Here is a 17,455-nt window from a genome sequence, read left to right on the forward strand (position 1 = left end):
AGCAGGCGCTGGCCATGGGTCGCCTTGTTGACGAGCAGCGCCAGCCCGAGGCCGAGCAGCATCTCGGCGTTGAGCGCCACCGTCAGCAACAGCACGGTGCGGCCGAAGGCGACCCAGAACTCTGGATTGCCGAGCACGGTCGCGTAGTTGCGCAGGCCGACAAAGACCCACAGCGTTTCCGGTTTGGTCAAGCGAAACGGTGTGAAGCTCGAATAGAACGAAAAGATGAGCGGCAGCACGATCACCACCGCCAGCACGACGAAGGCCGGGAGCAGAAGCAGGGTCGGCGCTGACAAATTCTTGAGCTTCATCGGGCAGTCCTGAGATCGCATGAAATGGTCGAGGCGGCGCCGGCGCCTTCAAGGCATCGGCGCGCCGCCTCTTTTGTTACTTTCAGAGCTTGCCGGCGTCTTCGAGAATGCCGGTCGCCTTTTCGGCTGCGGCATCGAGCGCTTGCTTCGACGTCTTGTCGCCGAGGATGGCGGCCTGCAGTTCCGGATAGACGGCGTTGGAGATTTCGATCCACTCGGCCGTCTTCGGAACCGGGAAGGCATGCTTGGCGGCTTCCTGGAAAGCCTGCAGCACTTCGGTCTTGTAGGCGTCGCCCTCGGCTTGCTTGATGTTGTATTCCCAAACGGCCGTGCGGGTCGGCAGCGGGCCGGCAGCCGATTCCAGCTTCTGGCTGTCCTCGTTGGTCAGCCACCAGACGAGCGAGGCGGCAGCCTCCTTGTTGGCGCAATCCTCGGTCACCGAGAAGCCGTGATGGCCCGACCATCCGGTGCGCTTGCCGGAGGAGCCGGCCGGCTGCACCTTCACGCCGACATTGCCGGCCACCTTGGACGACTTCGGGTCGTTGAAGAAGCTCGCCCAGCCAGGCCAGTCGAGGTTGACGGCGATCGAGCCCGAAGCGAAGCCCTGGCCGAGGTCGTCCCAGAGATAGTTGGTCGTGCCTGGCGGCACTGCCTTGTCCTTGTAGAGCTTGACGAACCAGTCGAGCGCCCGCACGCCGGCTTCCGAGTTGAAGGCCGGGCGGCCGTCCTTGTCGAGATACTCGCCACCTTCAGCAACCAGCATTTCATAGAAGCGGCCGTTGATCGCCTCTTCCTTGCCGGCAAACTGCGTGCCATAGAAATTCGGCGGCGCTGCAAAGAACTCGGCCTGGTCGCTCACCTGCGCCCAGGTGTCCGGCGGCGCGAGATCATAGCCGTATTTGGCCTTGAAGGCGGTCTTCTTGGCTTCGTCCTGATAGAGGCTCTTCTGGTAGTAGAGCGCCGACACGTCGAACTGGGCGCGCGGCAACATCACCAGCTTGCCGTCGAGCGTCGAGGCGTCGATCAGGGCCGGCACGAACTTGGCGATCTCTTCCGGCGGCAATAGCTGCAGCAGGTCGGTGTAGATGTCGGGGTATTGCGGCGCAAAGGAGGAATGGTTGGAGCCGACGCACCAACTGACGCCGCCGGTCGCGATGTCCGACTTGATCTCCTTGTCGAGTTCGAAGTGGTTCTTCTTCGACAGGATGTTGACCTTGGCGCCGGTCGCCTTCTCCCATTCGCCGATCCGCTCATAGAGCTTTTCGTATTGCTGACCGCCGATCAGCTTGGCGTCGATCGTGACGCCTTCGAACTTGCCGGGCAGATCCGCGGCACTGGCCGCTCCCATCGCACAGGCAAGCATGACGACACCGGCAGAGACGCCGGCAAGCAGCCTTTCCATATCCACTCCTCCCGTGGTTCACGCCCTCTTCCTGGCGCGTTGTTCTCATGTGTGAGAAACTAATTCATATACAAACAACAAATTTATTGGGCGTCAAGGGAGAACTTTCCTTTGTCGGCGGCTATGTCTGCGTATATGGATATGAATATTCACCAAGGAGGCCGCATGGACACCGAAGAGTCTGACCGCTATCGCGCACCCGCCCTCGACAAGGGGCTCGACATTCTCGAGCTGCTCGCCAGCGTTGACGGCGGACTGACGCAAGCGGAGATCTCCAAGCGCCTGAACCGGAGCCCGAACGAATTCTACCGGATGCTCGACCGGCTGGTGCGGCGCGGTTACGTCACCCGCATCGACGGTGACCGCTACTCCCTGACGCTAAAACTGTTCGGGCTGGCGCAGCTGCACGCACCGGTGCGTCGGCTTGCCTCCTACGCAACACCCTTGATGCGTGATCTGGCGCAACGCTCGAAGCAGGCCAATCATCTCGCCGTGTTCGACCGCGGCTCGGCCGTGGTCATTGCCCAGCAGGAAGCGCCTGATTATTGGGGTATTTCGATCCGGGTCGGCTCGCATATCAGCCTGTTCGACACCGGATCCGGCCACATCCTGCTCGCCTTCCGCACGGCCGAAGAACGCGAGATGATGATTGCCGAACATGCCAAGAGCAAAGACGAGGTCGTGCGCGGACCGGAATTCTACGCACGGCTCGACCAGATCCGCGAGCGTGGCTACGAGATGATGGCAAGCGCGCAGACTGCCGGCGTCTATAACCTCTCGGCCCCGATCCTCGGGCCCGATGGACGCGGCATCGCGGCGCTCACCGTGCCCTACATCGCGCTGGTCAACGCGCCGTCGGCGCCGGATATCACCGAAAGCATCGCCTTGCTGCTTAAAACGGCCGAGCAACTGTCGATGCTGGCGGGCTCGGACGTGGGCCCGGCAACCGATTGACGACGACCGGTCACGGCCTTACTTCTTATTTGAACAGTCCATTCTTATGTGGGCCGTCGTTCGGAGGAGGACGCCTTGATCATCGACACCCATCTTCACCTCATCGACAGGTCGAAGCTCACCTACCCCTGGCTCGCGGGCGTGCCGGCGCTCGACCACGATTTCCTCTATTCGACCTACGAACGCGAAGCCCGCAGGCTCGGGATTGAGGCGTCAATCCACATGGAGGTCGATGTCGAGCCTTCCGAGATCGAGAAAGAGACAGGAGAGGTTGAACGGCTGGCGCGGGAGCCGGGCAGCCTGCTCAAGGGGGCCATTGCCGCCTGCCGCCCGGAGGAAGATGGCTTTGCCGCCTATCTGGAGCGGCAGGAAGCGAATGCCTTCATCAAAGGGTTCCGCCGCGTGCTGCATGTCATGCAGGACGACTTGTCCGAGCAGTCGACTTTTCGAGACAATATCCGCCGGCTCGGCGGGCGCCGCTTCACCTTCGACCTCTGCGTGCTGCCGCACCAGATCCCGACAGCGATTGCGTTGATCGACCTCGCGCCGGATGTCCGATTCATCCTCGACCATTGCGGCGTACCAGACATTCGTGCGGGCATTGATCATCCCTGGCGTGAACACATGAGCGAGATCGCCCGGCGCCCGAACGTGACGGCGAAGATTTCCGGCGTGGTCGCCTATGCCGACGAGGCCTGGCAGGTCGCCACACTACGCCCCTACGTGGAGCACACGATCGGAGCATTCGGCTGGGACCGAGTGGTCTGGGGAAGCGACTGGCCCGTCTGTACGCTCGGGGGCAATCTTTCGACCTGGGTCGGGGCGACCCATGCGCTTCTCGAAGGCTGCAGTTCAGAAGAAAAGCAGAAGCTGCTTGCCGGCAACGCGCGGCGAATCTGGAATCTCGCCTGATCCGGTGGATTTTAGGGTGGGGCCGGGGCGCTGGGAGCGCCCCGGCCAAACCTGTCACGCAGCAGCAAAGCTCTCCGTAAACAGACGGTTGAGATCTTCCACCACCATTCGTCCCGCATCCTTGCGCAGGAGCCCGCCGTTGATCCGATCCGACGCCGCCTGCTGGAAGGCCATGTAGCCGTCGTGCCGAGGGCGGACCCAGGCCGTCTCCAGCGTCTTGCGGGTTGCGCGATAGAAATCGGACGTGGCGGCGTTGACGACGTCGTCGTTCCAGGCTGCTGCGTGACCCGGTTGTCCGCCGCCTGCGGCATATGGGCCGCGCTGGACCTCGCCGCTGGCAACGAAATAGGCGAAATCGATTGCGGCATCGATCGCACTTGAAAAGGCGGAGACGGCAATGCCGGTGCCCCCGAGAGCCGATCCAGCGGGCCCGCCCTGCCCGGCCACGGGAATATCGCCGAACTTGACGAGAGACGGCCGGAAACCGGGCATGGCATAGCTGACATAGCCGTAGATCAGCGGCGCGCACACGGCCTTCGACGCCGGGTCGCTCATCGCCTCGAGCACGGCGATCGGATCCATCAAGAAGCAGGCCGGGTCGATCAGGTCGGTCAGTTCCCGCAGATGTTCGAACGCCTCCGTGCCGGCATCGATATCGATCAACTCGCCCGCGCCGTCGCTGCGGCAGGGATGGCCGAGATTGGCCGATAGCGTATAGAAGCACATCAGGGAATGCGGCGGGCGCATTGGCAGTATCACCCTTCCCTGTCGCGCCAGTGCCAACATTTCAGACCAGGTCTCGACACGCTCTGCCCGGTCCGGTCGCCAGGCCTGGACCTGCGTCGCCGCGTCGATCGGGAAGGCCCATTGCCGGCCCTGCCAGGTGTAGCTCGGATAGGAGCGGCCGACGCTCGCCTGCGCCAGTGCGTTCCGTTCCGCCTCCCGGCCCGCAATATCGAGCGGCGCCAGGCACTTTTCCTTGGTGATCTGGCCGACATGGGGATGGTCGATGACAATCAGATCATACGCCTTCGCCAGCTCTTCGACCGGATAGGTCTCGAAATCCTGCAGCGACCGCTTCTCCCACTCGACCGTAACGCCGGTGTGTTCCTGCCAGAGCCGCGAACAGGCGATCATCGGGTCGTAGCCGCGCGGATGGCTCCAGGTCATGCCCTTCAACGTGATGCTCACAGGCCGAACTCCTTGCGGATCGAAGCACTATGCTCGCCGATGCGCGGTGCGGCACGGTCCACCTGGGCGCGCTTGCCGTTAACCCGCAAAGGCGAGCGCGTCGTCAGGATCGAGACGTCGTCCTCGCGCACGACTGTCTGCAGCATGTCGAGCACCCGGAAGCCTTCGCTTTCGATGAGTTCGTTCCAGTTGAGCACGCGGGCACACCAGATATCGGCGGGTTCGAGCACGGAGAGCCAATGATCGATGCTGTGTTCCGCAATCCGTTTGGCGATCAGCGCCTTGATCCGGTCGCGCTCGGAGAACCAGGAGGCCGGATCGTCGCGATAGGCGTCGAGCTCGCGCATCTCGAGCAGGTCGGCCAACTTCGGGATCGGCGTCATGGCGATGGCAAGATAGCCGTCCTTGGCGGGATAGACGCCATAGGGTGCGGACAGATAGGCGTGCGCACTGCGAAAGCCGGAGCGGGTCGGCAGTCGACGGCCATCATTCAGATGCGTTGTCAGCACTTCGAACTGGAAGTCGACGAGTGCTTCGAGCAGGCTGGTCTCGATCAGGCTGCCCTTGCCGCTGATGCCGCGACGAACGAGCGCCGCAAGAATTCCTTGCGCTGCAGCAGCCCCGGCGAGCATGTCGCCGATTGCAAGGCCGAAAGGAACCGGCCCCTGCCCCTCGTCGCCGTTCAACCACATGACACCCGAACGAGATTGCGCCAGCAGGTCCTGGCCGGGGCGCTTAACCCACGGGCCCTCCTCGCCATAGCCGCTGATCGAGGCGTAGACGATCTTCGGGTTGATGGCCTTGACGGCCTCATAGTCGAGCCCGAGACGCTGGATGACGCCAGGGCGGAAGTTCTGGATAAGCACATCCGCCTTGGCGAGCAGCGTCTTCAACGCAGTAACGTCAGCCTCATTCTTCAGGTCGATCGCGAGACTTTCCTTGGCGCGGTTGATGGCGTGAAAGATCGTCGAGTCGCCGCCGATCTCGGTGTCGCTGAGATAGAGCCGGCGCGACAGGTCGCCACCGTCAGGACGTTCGATCTTGATGACGCGCGCGCCGAGATCCATCAGGCGCAAGGAGCAATAGGGGCCGGAGAGAAACTGGCTCATGTCGACGACGACAAGGCCTGCGAGCGGCAGTTCGTTTGTTTCGGTCATCGGCGTCCTACTTCTCGGTCTTGCCGATGAAGTCGGCGGGGTTGTTGTATTTTACGGTCTGCAGGTGCTCGCAGTAGAGCACGAGTTCGCCTTCACCCTTGAAGACCTGGTAGCTCGCGCGAATAAGGCCGAGCTCCTTGTACCGGGGCGTTTTGTCCATGTTGGTGCGGATCGTGTAGATCGTGTCGCCGATGAACACCGGCTTGATGAAGCGCAGTTTGTCATAGCCGTAGGAGAAGGCATTGACGCAGTTGGTGGCGACGAGCCCGAGGCCGGCCGAAAACACGAAGGCGCCGGCAACGAGCCGCTTGCCGAACATGCCCTCGCGCTCGGCAAACATCTGATCCTGCACATAAGGGTGGATGTCGACGACCAGTGTGTTGAACAGGTGGCTGTCACTCTCGGCAATCGTCCGGCGCAAGGAGCGTATGCGCTGCCCGACCGGCCAATCCTCGTAGAACCAGTTTTCCGCATTCCATACCGGCAGGGCGGCGTGGTCTTGCGGCATGTCCGCGGGGCGGGTCGAGGAAATCCCGACGGTGGGTGTGAAGTCGTCCATGATCAGCACCTGTGCAGAAGGTCAGCAATCGCGAGCCTGCTGCTGCTTTTCGAGACCGTCTCGGCAGCATGAAGCTCTTATATGAATAGTATGTTCACATATGGATTGTGTTTGCAACTGACAACTGGCGTGCGTTCGTCGTTGCGCGCCGCCGTTTTGCTTGTCGGGTTGCCATGTGCTTGCGAACAAACGGCATGTTTGGCGGTCGCCGCGGCGGAGCTGCCGGGTTCGAAGTGCGGAATTTGACGTGGACTGAGAATTTGGCGTGCCACGACCGGGCCTCTGCGGCCGCGAGATGCTCGTCGGTTTGAGGCGTGCAGGCAGCGCGATCAGCGGCTAAGGTAACCGATGCCGGGCAAGGTCGTTGACTTTTGTCAGCATTGATGAATTATGTCAAAACGCTTTCACGAAAGACTGCTGATGCCCATCCGTGCCACCGACCAGATCATCCACAAGGCCGCCTGGCTCTATTATGCACACGGCCTGCGCCAGGACGAAGTTGCGCAACGGTTGGAAATCTCCCGCGCTTCCATTGCCATGTATCTGCGCAAGGCGCGCGAGATGGGGATCGTCACGATCACCACGTCGACAGAGCTCTTTTCCAGTGATGTCCTTGCGCGCGAGCTCGAAGATGCGACCGGGCTGACGAACTGTTGGCTCGTGCCGGAGGATCGCCAGGCCATGGATCCGGCTGCCGAAATGCCTGTTGTCGCTGCCTCCGTCTTTCTCGAACTCATCAACAAGGGCGATCGCATCGGCGTCGCCTGGGGGCGCACCGTCTATCACATCGCCGACGTCATGCCGTTCGCCGATCTGCGCGGCGTCACCGTCGTGCAGCTTTGCGGCAATCTCGGCGCTCCCTATTCCTATCGCCCGGACCAGTGCACCACGGAAATCGCCCGTCGCCTGAATGCGGAAGGCATCAATTTCTACGCCCCCCTGGTGCTTTCCTCCGAGCGGCTGGCCGAGGAATTGCGCGGCGAGCCAGTGATCAAGGAGCAACTCGCAACCATCTCGGACTGCGGGCTCGCGCTCTATTCGGTCGGCGGCATCGAGGACGACAGCCACCTCGTCAAGTGCGGTGCGCTCTCGGCCGAAGACATGCATGCGATGGGCGAAAAGGGGGCGGCCGGTGTCATCGCCGGGCAGCTCATCGACCGCGACGGGCAATGGATGGATTGCGCGCACAATCGCCGCTGCATTTCCGCCGATCTCGATTCCATTCGCGCGATCAAGAAGCGCATGCTGGTCGTGCAGGAAGAAAACAAGTTCGAGCCGCTGATGGCAGCCCTCAAGGGGGGCTTTGCCTCACATCTGGTCATCACGGAAACGATGGCGCGGCGGGTCATCGAACGCTGGAGCCGCGAAGGGCTCGGCAAGGGTTTCTCAGGCAGGACCTGAGCATCGCGTCTGGGTCCGCCGATGCCGGCCGGGCCGGTTTATCGGGAGGCTGAACACGATGGAAAATCTCTGGCGCGACGAGGAGGCCGAAAGGGTCGTTGCGGGTTACGCGGCGAAGGGCACCGGCCGAGATCTGGCACTGAGGACCTATACGACACGGCTTTTGGGCGGCGAGTCGCGTCTGGTTCTGCATGGCGGCGGCAACACCTCGGTCAAGACCGAGATTACCGATCTTGTCGGCGACACTCACGCGGTGCTCTGCGTCAAGGGCAGCGGCTGGGACATGGGTACGATCGAGCCTGCAGGCTTGCCCGCCGTCAAGATCGCGCCGCTGCTCAAGAGCCGCAAGCTCGAAAAGCTGTCGGACGAGGACATGGTGACGCTGCTGCGCGCCAACCTCGTCGACCCCTCTTCACCCAATCCTTCGGTCGAGGCGTTGCTGCACGCGTTCCTGCCGCACAAGTTTGTCGACCATACCCATTCGACCGCCATCCTCGCCATCGCCGACCAGGCAAGAAGCCGCGAAATGAGCGCGGAGCTGTTTGGCACGAAGATGGGCTTCGTGCCCTATATCATGCCGGGGTTCGCGCTCGCCAAGGCGGCAGCCGACGTGTTCGACCAGAACCCGACCGTCGAGGGACTGATCCTCGACAAGCACGGCATTTTCACTTTCGGCGAGACGGCGAAGCAAGCCTATGAGCGGATGATCCACTATGTCACGCTTGCCGAGGAGCACGTGAGGAAGAACGGGCGTCACCCCTTTACGCCGTCCGCCCTGCCCGCGTCGCTTGCAAGCCCGGCCGAGATCGCGCCGATGCTGCGCGGTGCCGTCGCCGTCAACAAGGGCGAAGGCCGGTATGATCGCATGGTCGGCGTGTTTCGCTCCTCGCCTGATATCCTCGACTTCGTCAATGCCGCACAAGTGGAGGACATGGCCGCCAGAGGCGTGTCGACGCCCGACCTTTCCATCCGCATCAAGACCGGGCCGATGGTCCTGCCGGCGCCGGCAAAGGACGATCTCGCCACTTATCGCGCAGTCATCGACGCGCGTGTCGCTGCGTTTGCGGCAGACTACGTTGAGTACTTCCGCAGCAACGATGAACGTGACGACGTCAAGCGCATCATGCTTGATCCGATGCCAAGGCTGACGCTGGTGCCGGGGCTGGGCATGTTTGGCCACGGCCGGACCTATAAGGATGCGATGATCGCCGCCGACGTCGGCGAAATGTGGATCGAGGCGGCGCGTGACGCCGAAAGTGTGGGCCGTTTCGAGCCGGTCAGCCGGCCGGACCTCTTCGATCTCGAATACTGGTCGCTGGAACAGGCAAAGCTCGCGGGCGCGAAACCGAAGCCGTTTACCGGGCAGGTCGCGCTCGTGACCGGGGGTGCTGGCGCCATCGGTGCGGCAATCGTGAAGGCGTTTGTCGCAGAGGGCGCCCACGCCGTGGTACTCGACCTCGACGGCGAAAAGGCGGCCGCAGTGGCCAAGGCTGCCGGCAACAGTTCCATCGGCCTTGCCTGCGACATCACCGATCCCGCGTCCGTGAGCGCGGCCTTTGACAAGACGATCGCAACCTTCGGCGGCGTCGATATCGTCGTCTCCAATGCCGGTGCGGCCTGGGAGAGCCCGATCGCGACGATGGACGATGCCCTGCTGCGCAAGAGTTTCGAGCTGAACTTCTTTGCCCATCAGACGGTCGCACAGAATGCGGTGCGCGTCATGAAGGCGCAGAAGACTGGCGGCGCGTTGCTCTTCAACGCCTCCAAGCAGGCGGTCAATCCCGGCGCAAAATTCGGCGCCTACGGATTGCCGAAGGCGGCAACACTGTTCCTGTCGCGGCAATACGCCCTGGAACACGGCGCCGACCATATCCGGGTCAATGCGGTTAACGCCGACCGTATTCGCTCAGGCCTGCTCAACGACGAGATGATCGCCAACCGCGCAGCAGCCCGTGGCCTTTCGGTCAAGGACTACATGGGCGGAAACCTGCTCGGTCTCGAAGTGACGGCCGAGGACGTGGCCCGCGCCTTCGTCCACCACGCGCTTGCTGAACGCACAACCGCGGATGTCACGACCGTCGACGGCGGCAATATCGCAGCGGCGATGCGCTGACCGGCTTCCATCCGAGTACGGATATGCGCCACGATCTAGCCTCCCGTTAGAGTTGTTCGGATGGAGATGAGATGATCGATCCCTGGCCCTCGGATGCCGCGTTCAAAATGGGTGACTATGCCGCCAAAAAAGGCCGCGCCTCCTGGCGCGGCAAGATCGTCGGTTGGTACCGCACAGACCTGACCGGTCTTGGGTATGCGATCGAAAGCCACTTCGAGCCCGGCTCAGTGCAGATCTACCCCGAGACTGCGATCGAGGCATGGGAACCACCGGCGGCGGCGAGTGAGTGACAGGAAATCGAGACAAAAAAGGGGGCGGCCCGGTGGGCCGCCCCCTTTCCGTTTCGCCTTGGGAGATTAAGGCTTCGGCATCCAGGCGGGCATGGCGACATCCGCATGGGCGAACTGCGGCAGCTTCACGCCGAGTTCCTCCATGTTCTTGATGTCCTGATCGTTCAGGTCCTTCTGGGTGATCAATGTCGGCGGCACGATGACCTGACGGCCCGGATCCTCGCCGGCAAGCAGCATGGCGAGCGAACGCACAGAGACCTGGCCGACCACGGCCGGGTTGGTGGCGGCGGTCGCAGTCCAGGCGGAGCCGGATTCGCGCATGGCAGCGATGTCAGAGGTCGAGATGTCGGCCGAATAGATCTTCACGCTCGAGGAAAGGCCCGCCTCGTCAACAGCGATTTTCACGCCCTTGGCGAATTCGTCGTAGGGAGCGAACATCACCGTGATGTCGGGCTTCGCCGAGATCACCGCGCGAGCCTGGTTGGCGACGGAATTGGCGATCGGGTTGTCCATCGTCCCGAACTGAGCGGCTTCCTCGATACCCGAATACTTCGCCTTGAATTCCTTCCAGGTTTCGTCGCGGCGGTCGAGCGGCGCGATGCCGGCGACATAGACGTAGCCGGCCTTGAACGCCTCGCCGTTGTCCTTCACCGCCTGTTCGAGCGCAAGACGAGCAAGGTCGCGGTCGGACTGTTCGATCTGCGGGATTTTCTCGTTTTCGACATTGACGTCGAAGGCGACGACCTTGATGCCGGCGTCGACCGCGCGCTGGGCGGCTTCCTTCATCGATTCCGTCAGGCCGTGCTGGATGATGATGCCTTGCACGCCGAGCGCGATCGCCTGGTCGACCATGTCTGCCTGGAGCGCTGCGTCCTGACGGCTGTCGAAGACCTGAAGCTGAACGCCGAGCGCCTTGGACTGGGCTTCAACGCCGGCAAGGTACGACTGGAAGAAGTCGCCGGTCGAAAGGTAGCGCACGAGCGCGATCTTGACGTCGCCGGCCTTGTCGAAAGGCTTCGGCATGTCGGCGGCAAAGGACGGCACGCCGAAGGCGGCGGCCCCCATCAACCCGAGCGTAAGTGCGCCCAGGCTCCTGCGAGTTATGTTCATGTCAGTCTCCTCCACTGGTGAACTTTTGTTGTCCGCCGAGGGCTCCCCTCAGCGTTTGCCTCTTTTCGAGAGCGCAAAGGTGAAGATCAGGGCGATGACGAGCACCGCGCCCTTGACGAAATCCTGGGTGTAATAGGGCGCGTTCATCATCGTCAGGCCCTGCAGCAGGATGCCGACGAAGAGTGCGCCGATGGCGGTGCCGAAGGCGTTGGGCTTGGCGGCGCCGAGCACCGCAAAGCCGATCAGCGCGGCGGCAACCGCGTCGAGCAGCAGGTTGTTACCCGACGCGATGTCGCCGCGGCCAAGACGGGCGGCGAGCAATATGCCGCCGATCGAGGCAAAGACGCCGGAGATGATGTAGGCCGAGATCTTGTAGGCGTTGACCGGTGCGCCGGCGAGGCCGGCGGCGCGCTCATTGGAGCCGACGGCGTACATCATGCGGCCGAAACGGGTGTATTCGAGGAAGAACCAGATCAGGATCGCGAGCACGATCAGCACCACGACCGAGACCGGCACCAGATTGGGCAGGATGAAATCGAAGCGGTGGCGGCCGAGTGCCAGGAAGCCCGGGCTGAAGGTCCCCGCGGCGACCGAGCCGTCGGGCAGCGTCATCCCTGTCGCGATCGAGCGGCCCTCGGTCGGGATGCGCTGGAGGCCAAGCAGCAGGAACATCATGCCGAGCGTTGCCAGCAGATCCGGAACGCGCATGTAGACGATGATGATGCCATTGACGAGGCCGACCAGCACGCCGATGGCGAGGCAGACGAGCGTGGCCGTGAGGGCGTCGCCGCCCATCACCACCATGACGTAAGATGAGGCCATCATCGCGGTGGTGGCGACGGACCCGATCGAGAGGTCAAATCCGCCGACGACGAGTGTGGCGGTTACGCCCAGCGCCAGGATGCCGGTGATCGACACGGACTGCAGGATGAAGACCGCACTTTGCGGGGACGCAAAACCGCCGGTGACAATGGAGAAGTAGAGGACCATCCCGGCGAGCAGCACGAGGAAGCCGTATTTGATAGCCGCTTCGCGGACACCCGATGTGCTTGAAAGGACGGGGACCGCGGAATTGCTCTGTTCACTGCTCATGACGCATGGACCTGTTGATAGAATTGACCGGCGATCTCCGACAGCAGCCGGTCGACGTCGATATCGGCATTGCGGTGCTCGCCGACGATGGTGTGTTCCGACATGACGAGAATGCGATCGGCGACCTCGAAGGCTTCGTCGAGTTCGGTCAGGAAGAGAATGGTGGAACGGCCGGCAGCCGATGCGCGCAGCTTCTCGCCGATGTCGCGGCGGGCGGCGATGTCGACGCCCTGGAACGGTTCGTCGAGGATGAGAAGGCGCGAGGGTTCGGACAGCCATCGCCCGACCATCACCTTCTGCTGGTTGCCGCCTGAAAGGGTCTGCATCTCGTCGCGCTCGTTGCGGCAGACAACGCCCAGCGACGCGATCTGCTGGCGCGCCTTGGTCTTTTCGGCGCGGCGGCTCGATATGCCGAAACGCGAAAGCCGGCGCAGGAACGGCAGACTGATGTTCTCGTAGATGTTGAAATCGGGAACGATGCCGCTGATCGCGCGATCCTTGGCGACGAGAAAAACGCCACGCTCGATGGCCTGGCCGGTGGTGCGTGGGGCAAAGCCGGTGCCGTCGAGGACCATTTCGCCTGCAGCCGGCGCCCGCGCGCCAAAGAGGGTTTCGGCAAGCGCTGTCTTGCCGACGCCGACAAGACCGGTGACGGCGACGATCTCGCCGTCACCGAGATCGAAGTCGAAGGGGCGCGACTGCTCCGTGAGCTTCAGGCCGCGCGCCTTGAAGACGGGGCGACCGGCATCGCGCAGGGCGACAGATCCGGCCGAGACCTTGCGGCCGAGCATGGCGTTGACTGCACCTTCATAGTCGAGAGCCTGCCCTTCGAAACGCCCACTGATGCGGCCGTCGCGCAGCGCCACGATGCTGTCGGCAAGGCGGCGAATGTCGGACATGCGATGCGAGATATAGAGAATGGCGACGCCGCGCGCCTTCAGCCGGTCGACGAGATCAAACAGGCGGTCTGCCTCCGCACTTGAGAGCGACGACGTGGGTTCGTCGAGGATCAGCACCTTCGGCTCATGCGCCATGGCGCGAGCGATCGCCACCATCTGCCGGTCGGCCAGCGTCAGATCGTTGATGTTTGCAGAGAGGTTGATGGACAGTCCCATGCGCGAGGCAACGGCAGCGGCCTCGCGCCGCACGCGCCGCGGGTTGAAGAAAAACCGGGCACCGCGCCCGCTCAACCGGTCGAGCGTGAGATTGGTCGCCACGTCCAGATCGGCAACGACACCGTCATTGATGTTCTGGTGCACGGTCACGACGCCCGCGCGGATCGCCTCGGCCGGGGTCGCCGGTGCGAACGCTGCGCCCGCTAGTTCGATCGTGCCGGCGTCTCGCGTATAGACGCCGCTCAAGATGCGCACGAGCGTCGACTTTCCAGCGCCATTGGCGCCCATCAACACGGTGACGGCTCCTGCCTTGAGGTCGAGGTCCACTCCCCGCAGGACCGGCACCGGCCCAAAGGATTTGCGCACGCCCTCAATGCGAAACACTGCCTGTTCGCTCATTCTCTCCTCCCGTTGAAGGCAGGTTAGGATAGGCCATCGTCAAATGTCAAGGTCATTGACATTTGACAGAATGCCGCCTTAGCTGTGTCTATGCAGGGCATGGCAGCGCGGTGGAGGCCGCGCCATGCTTGATGAGGAGGACGTAATGGACAAACAGATGTTCGAGGCGCTGAGCGCCGAGACGTTACCGGCGAAACTTGGGCGCAACGCTGCTCTTAAGAAGACGATCGGCGAAGACCCTGCGCGCTGGAGCGTCAAGGAAGTCGGCGACGGCAACCTCAATCTCGTCTTCATCGTCACTGGCGACAAGGGTGCGGCGATCGTCAAGCAGGCGCTGCCCTATGTGCGCCTTGTCGGCGAGAGCTGGCCGTTGCCGCTCAAGCGCTCCTTCTTTGAATACCACGCACTGACGCGCCAGGCCGTGCGCGATCCGGGCATGGTTCCCGAGATCTTCTTTTTCGATGAGGCGCAGGCGCTCATCGTCATGGAGTTTCTAACGCCGCACGTGATCCTGCGGCGCGCGCTGATCGACGGACGGCAGTTGCCGAAGATCGGGCGAGACCTTGGCCTCTTTGCCGCCCGCACTCTCTTCCGTGGCTCCGACCTTGCCATGGCAACGCGTGACAAGAAGGCCGACCTCGCGCTTTTCGCCGACAACATCGAACTTTGCGACATCACCGAAAACCTGGTCTTTTCCGACCCTTACTTCGAAGCGGCGCTCAATCGCCATACCACGCCGCAGCTCGACCCGATCGTTCAGGAACTTCGCGCCGATCGCGACCTCAAGGTCGAGGCGCAACGGCTGAAGCACCTCTTTTCGGCCAAGGCCGAGACGCTCTGCCACGGCGATCTTCATACTGGCTCCGTGATGGTCACGGACGACGAGACGCGCGTCATCGATCCGGAGTTCGCCTTCTACGGCCCGATCAGCTTCGACGTCGGCATGCTGCTTGCCAATTTCTGGATGAGCTATTTTTCGCAGAGCGGCCACGAGCGCGAGGCCGGATCGCGTGACGGCATGCGGGCCTATCTGCTCGATACGCTCGAGACGGTCTGGGAAACCTTCCGCGCCGAGTTCGCCAATCTGTGGCGCACGGAGCGCAAGGGCATCCTCTACCAGGCGAGCCTCTTCGAAGACCGCAACGATCCTCTGGGCGCCGAGCAGGCGCTTGAGATCGTCATCGATGAGATCTGGCGCGAAATGCTTGGTTTTGCCGGCGTCGAGATGCACCGGCGCATCCTGGGCCTTGCCCACAATGCCGATTTTGAAACCATCGTCGACCCCGACCGCCGCGCCGCCTGTGAAACCAAGGCGTTGAAGCTCGGGCGTCACCTCGCCGTCAACCGGCATCATATCCATAGCCTCAAGGACATCCGCGCGCTTGCGGAGCGCCTTCAGAAGGAGACATCAGCGTGAAAGTCGGAGACCGCCACTACCATACGATCTGGCTCAACGAGGACGGTCGCTCAGTCGACATCATCGACCAGCGCTGGCTGCCGCACGAGTTTCGCGTCGTGACCTTGAAAACAGTCGCGGATGTCGCCGTCGCCATCCGTGACATGTGGGTGCGCGGGGCGCCGCTGATCGGCGTCACCGCGGCCTACGGCGTCGCGATCGCCATGGCGAAAGACCCGTCCGACGCCCATCTCGACGCGGTTTGGGAAGAACTCAATGAAACGCGGCCGACCGCGATCAACCTGCGCTGGGCGCTGAACGCGATGCGCGAGCACCTGCGGCCCTTGCCAGAGGGCAAGCGCGCCGAGGCAGCTTATCGGCGCGCCGCTGAGATCGCTGAGGAAGATGTCGAGCTCAACCGCGCGATCGGCGCAAACGGGCTCAAGGTCATTCGAGAGATTGCCGCCAGGAAAGCGCCCGGCGAACCCGTGCGTATCCTCACCCACTGCAACGCCGGATGGCTCGCAACCGTCGATTATGGCACGGCGACCGCGCCGATCTATATGGCGGTCGAGGATGGCATTCCGGTTCACGTCTATGTCGACGAGACGCGGCCGCGCAACCAGGGCGCCTATCTCACCGCCTGGGAGATGAACGGTCATGGCGTTCCGCACACGCTGATCGTCGACAATGCCGGCGGCCACCTGATGCAGCACGGCGATGTCGATATGGTGATTGTCGGCACCGACCGGACGACCGCCAATGGCGACGTCTGCAACAAGATCGGCACCTATCTGAAGGCGCTTGCCGCTCGTGACAACGACGTACCTTTCTACGTCGCCCTTCCCTCCCCAACCATCGACTGGACGGTGCGCGACGGGGTGAAGGAAATCCCGATCGAGGAGCGGACTGGCGACGAAGTGACCTTTGTGCAGGGACGCGCGGCTGACGGCTCGATTGCCAGCGTGCGCATCTCGCCCGAGGGAAGCCCGGCGGCGAACCCTGCTTTCGACGTCACGCCTGCCCGCCTGATCACCGGCCTGATCACCGAACGCGGTATCGCCACGCCTTCTCCGGAAGGATTGAAGGCGCTTTTCCCGGAACGGAGCTGAGACGATGGACCTTTCCAACCGCAGTTCCACTGAAGATATAGCGCTCGGCATTCGCCGGCGCGTGTTCTTCCACACGATGAAACACAATGGCGGTTACCTCAGCCAGGCATGCTCGGCCGCCGAAAGCCTTGCGCTCCTCTACAACGAAATCCTGAACCTAGGCGAGCCGACCTTGCCGATGGTCCCCTTGCCCTTCCGTGGCGTTCCCTCGGCGCATAACCCGGACGCGTTCACCGGTGCCGGATATCACGGGCCGGTTGGCCCTGAGTTCGACCGGTTCTTCATCTCGCCCGCCCACTACGCACTGGTCATCTATTCGGCACTGATCGAGACGGGCCGCATGGATGAGCATGCACTCGATCACTTTAACAAGGACGGCGGTTCGGTCGAAATGATCGGGGCCGAACACAGCCCAGGCATGGAGGTGACCACCGGGTCGCTTGCACAAGGCCTCTCCATGGCTTCAGGCGTTGCCTGGGCGCGGCTGAAGAAGAACGAACCGGGCAAGGTCTGGGTCTATATGTCGGACGGCGAATTCCAGGAGGGCCAGACCTGGGAATGCCTTGCCGCAATGAGCTATCACGGCATCGACAACATTCGCGTCGTCGTCGACGTGAACCGGCAGCAATGCGACGGCGCGATGTCTTCGGTACTCGACCTCGGTGACCTCGCAGCCCGCGTCAGCGCCTTCGGCGTCACCTGCCGCTCTGTGGATGGCCACGATCTCGACGCCCTGCGGAGCGCGGCCGACAGCGCCGAACCAGGAAAGCCGCTGGTCATCCTCGCCAACACCTCGCCCTATCAGGGCATGACGTTCCTGAAGAAGCGTTTCCCGCGCCTTCACTACGTGCGCTTCAAGAGCGCCGAGGAACGGCTCGAGATGCAGGCTGCGCTTGCCGCCGAGCTCGGCATCGACCTCAACGCGATGGAAGGGGCCTGAT

Annotated in this window: 15 protein-coding genes and 1 pseudogene; 8 read left to right on the forward strand and 8 right to left on the reverse strand. The window is 62.8% G+C overall.

Annotated elements, in window-relative coordinates; all coding sequences use genetic code 11:
- Both VGO04_RS02255 and VGO04_RS02260 read right to left on the reverse strand, forming a co-directional pair.
- Positions 1 to 311: pseudogene (locus VGO04_RS02255) on the reverse strand (sugar ABC transporter permease); the annotation flags it as partial.
- An 82-nt stretch (positions 312 to 393) separates the two neighbouring features.
- Entirely contained in the window at positions 394 to 1,713 is a 1,320-nt protein-coding gene (locus VGO04_RS02260; protein ID WP_327494336.1) for a sugar ABC transporter substrate-binding protein, read from the reverse strand.
- Positions 1,714 to 1,878: 165 nt separating this feature from the next.
- Between VGO04_RS02260 and VGO04_RS02265 the strand changes: the two genes are divergently transcribed.
- Both VGO04_RS02265 and VGO04_RS02270 read left to right on the forward strand, forming a co-directional pair.
- The gene (locus tag VGO04_RS02265) at positions 1,879 to 2,667 is read left to right on the forward strand and encodes an IclR family transcriptional regulator (RefSeq protein ID WP_327494337.1); all 789 of its coding nucleotides are present in this window, start codon (positions 1,879 to 1,881) and stop codon (positions 2,665 to 2,667) included.
- A 75-nt stretch (positions 2,668 to 2,742) separates the two neighbouring features.
- On the forward strand, positions 2,743 to 3,579 hold the full coding sequence (locus VGO04_RS02270; protein ID WP_327494338.1) for an amidohydrolase: 837 nt from the start codon (positions 2,743 to 2,745) through the stop codon (positions 3,577 to 3,579).
- A 54-nt stretch (positions 3,580 to 3,633) separates the two neighbouring features.
- On the opposite strand, the gene VGO04_RS02275 is transcribed toward VGO04_RS02270, so the two are convergent.
- Genes VGO04_RS02275 through VGO04_RS02285 form a run of 3 tightly spaced genes read right to left on the reverse strand, consistent with a single transcriptional unit; the run spans position 3,634 to position 6,486 of the window.
- Positions 3,634 to 4,770, reverse strand: a complete 1,137-nt coding sequence (locus VGO04_RS02275; RefSeq protein WP_327494339.1) for an ABC transporter substrate-binding protein — start codon at positions 4,768 to 4,770, stop codon at positions 3,634 to 3,636.
- On the reverse strand, positions 4,767 to 5,927 hold the full coding sequence (locus VGO04_RS02280; RefSeq protein ID WP_327494340.1) for a CaiB/BaiF CoA-transferase family protein: 1,161 nt from the start codon (positions 5,925 to 5,927) through the stop codon (positions 4,767 to 4,769). Before VGO04_RS02280 ends, VGO04_RS02275 begins: the two co-directional genes overlap by 4 nt.
- A gap of 7 nt (positions 5,928 to 5,934) precedes the next feature.
- Complete coding sequence (locus VGO04_RS02285; RefSeq protein WP_327494341.1) at positions 5,935 to 6,486, reverse strand: MaoC family dehydratase; 552 nt, start codon at positions 6,484 to 6,486, stop codon at positions 5,935 to 5,937.
- Positions 6,487 to 6,906: 420 nt separating this feature from the next.
- On the opposite strand from VGO04_RS02285, the gene VGO04_RS02290 reads away from it, so the two are divergent.
- The 3 genes from VGO04_RS02290 (at position 6,907) to VGO04_RS02300 (ending at position 10,290) form a co-directional block, all read left to right on the forward strand.
- A complete protein-coding gene (locus VGO04_RS02290; RefSeq protein ID WP_327494342.1) occupies positions 6,907 to 7,887 on the forward strand; it encodes a sugar-binding transcriptional regulator in 981 nt (326 codons plus the stop codon).
- 58 nt (positions 7,888 to 7,945) lie between these two features.
- Positions 7,946 to 10,000, forward strand: a complete 2,055-nt coding sequence (locus VGO04_RS02295) for a bifunctional aldolase/short-chain dehydrogenase (RefSeq protein WP_327494343.1) — start codon at positions 7,946 to 7,948, stop codon at positions 9,998 to 10,000.
- A 71-nt stretch (positions 10,001 to 10,071) separates the two neighbouring features.
- Entirely contained in the window at positions 10,072 to 10,290 is a 219-nt protein-coding gene (locus VGO04_RS02300; RefSeq protein WP_327494344.1) for a DfrB family trimethoprim-resistant dihydrofolate reductase, read from the forward strand.
- A 66-nt stretch (positions 10,291 to 10,356) separates the two neighbouring features.
- Here the strand turns inward: VGO04_RS02300 and VGO04_RS02305 are convergent, their stop codons facing one another.
- The 3 genes from VGO04_RS02305 to VGO04_RS02315 are packed head-to-tail and all read right to left on the reverse strand — an operon-like array spanning position 10,357 to position 14,006.
- Positions 10,357 to 11,400: a substrate-binding domain-containing protein gene (locus tag VGO04_RS02305; protein WP_327494345.1), complete on the reverse strand. Its 1,044-nt coding sequence runs from the start codon at positions 11,398 to 11,400 to the stop codon at positions 10,357 to 10,359.
- Between the two features lie 48 nt (positions 11,401 to 11,448).
- Positions 11,449 to 12,492, reverse strand: a complete 1,044-nt coding sequence (locus VGO04_RS02310; protein ID WP_327494346.1) for an ABC transporter permease — start codon at positions 12,490 to 12,492, stop codon at positions 11,449 to 11,451.
- On the reverse strand, positions 12,489 to 14,006 hold the full coding sequence (locus tag VGO04_RS02315) for a sugar ABC transporter ATP-binding protein (RefSeq protein WP_327494347.1): 1,518 nt from the start codon (positions 14,004 to 14,006) through the stop codon (positions 12,489 to 12,491). The genes VGO04_RS02310 and VGO04_RS02315 overlap by 4 nt, the downstream gene beginning before the upstream one ends.
- Before the next feature lie 145 nt (positions 14,007 to 14,151).
- Here VGO04_RS02315 and mtnK point away from each other — a divergent pair, with 145 nt between their 5' ends.
- The 3 genes from mtnK to VGO04_RS02330 are packed head-to-tail and all read left to right on the forward strand — an operon-like array spanning position 14,152 to position 17,454.
- Positions 14,152 to 15,423 carry an S-methyl-5-thioribose kinase gene (gene mtnK, locus VGO04_RS02320; protein ID WP_327494348.1) on the forward strand — a complete coding sequence of 424 codons (1,272 nt, stop codon included), beginning with the start codon at positions 14,152 to 14,154 and terminating at the stop codon, positions 15,421 to 15,423.
- Complete coding sequence (mtnA, locus tag VGO04_RS02325; RefSeq protein WP_327494349.1) at positions 15,420 to 16,514, forward strand: S-methyl-5-thioribose-1-phosphate isomerase; 1,095 nt, start codon at positions 15,420 to 15,422, stop codon at positions 16,512 to 16,514. The genes mtnK and mtnA overlap by 4 nt, the downstream gene beginning before the upstream one ends.
- A 4-nt stretch (positions 16,515 to 16,518) precedes the next feature.
- Positions 16,519 to 17,454 carry a transketolase gene (locus VGO04_RS02330; protein ID WP_327494350.1) on the forward strand — a complete coding sequence of 312 codons (936 nt, stop codon included), beginning with the start codon at positions 16,519 to 16,521 and terminating at the stop codon, positions 17,452 to 17,454.
- Position 17,455: the final 1 nt, after the last annotated feature.

Source organism: Ensifer sp., assembly GCF_035999185.1.
Classification (GTDB): Bacteria; Pseudomonadota; Alphaproteobacteria; order Rhizobiales; family Rhizobiaceae; genus Ensifer.

Excerpts from the sequence above, each read along its gene's own strand:
- VGO04_RS02260 (WP_327494336.1), bottom strand. The coding sequence starts at position 1,713 with ATGGAAAGGCTGCTTGCCGGCGTCTCTGCCGGTGTCGTCATGCTTGCC.
- VGO04_RS02265 (WP_327494337.1), top strand. The coding sequence starts at position 1,879 with ATGGACACCGAAGAGTCTGACCGCTATCGCGCACCCGCCCTCGACAAG.
- VGO04_RS02280 (WP_327494340.1), bottom strand. The coding sequence starts at position 5,927 with ATGACCGAAACAAACGAACTGCCGCTCGCAGGCCTTGTCGTCGTCGAC.
- VGO04_RS02285 (WP_327494341.1), bottom strand. The coding sequence starts at position 6,486 with ATGGACGACTTCACACCCACCGTCGGGATTTCCTCGACCCGCCCCGCG.
- VGO04_RS02290 (WP_327494342.1), top strand. The coding sequence starts at position 6,907 with ATGCCCATCCGTGCCACCGACCAGATCATCCACAAGGCCGCCTGGCTC.
- VGO04_RS02295 (WP_327494343.1), top strand. The coding sequence starts at position 7,946 with ATGGAAAATCTCTGGCGCGACGAGGAGGCCGAAAGGGTCGTTGCGGGT.
- VGO04_RS02300 (WP_327494344.1), top strand. The coding sequence starts at position 10,072 with ATGATCGATCCCTGGCCCTCGGATGCCGCGTTCAAAATGGGTGACTAT.
- VGO04_RS02305 (WP_327494345.1), bottom strand. The coding sequence starts at position 11,400 with ATGAACATAACTCGCAGGAGCCTGGGCGCACTTACGCTCGGGTTGATG.
- VGO04_RS02310 (WP_327494346.1), bottom strand. The coding sequence starts at position 12,492 with ATGAGCAGTGAACAGAGCAATTCCGCGGTCCCCGTCCTTTCAAGCACA.
- VGO04_RS02315 (WP_327494347.1), bottom strand. The coding sequence starts at position 14,006 with ATGAGCGAACAGGCAGTGTTTCGCATTGAGGGCGTGCGCAAATCCTTT.
- mtnK (WP_327494348.1), top strand. The coding sequence starts at position 14,152 with ATGGACAAACAGATGTTCGAGGCGCTGAGCGCCGAGACGTTACCGGCG.
- VGO04_RS02330 (WP_327494350.1), top strand. The coding sequence starts at position 16,519 with ATGGACCTTTCCAACCGCAGTTCCACTGAAGATATAGCGCTCGGCATT.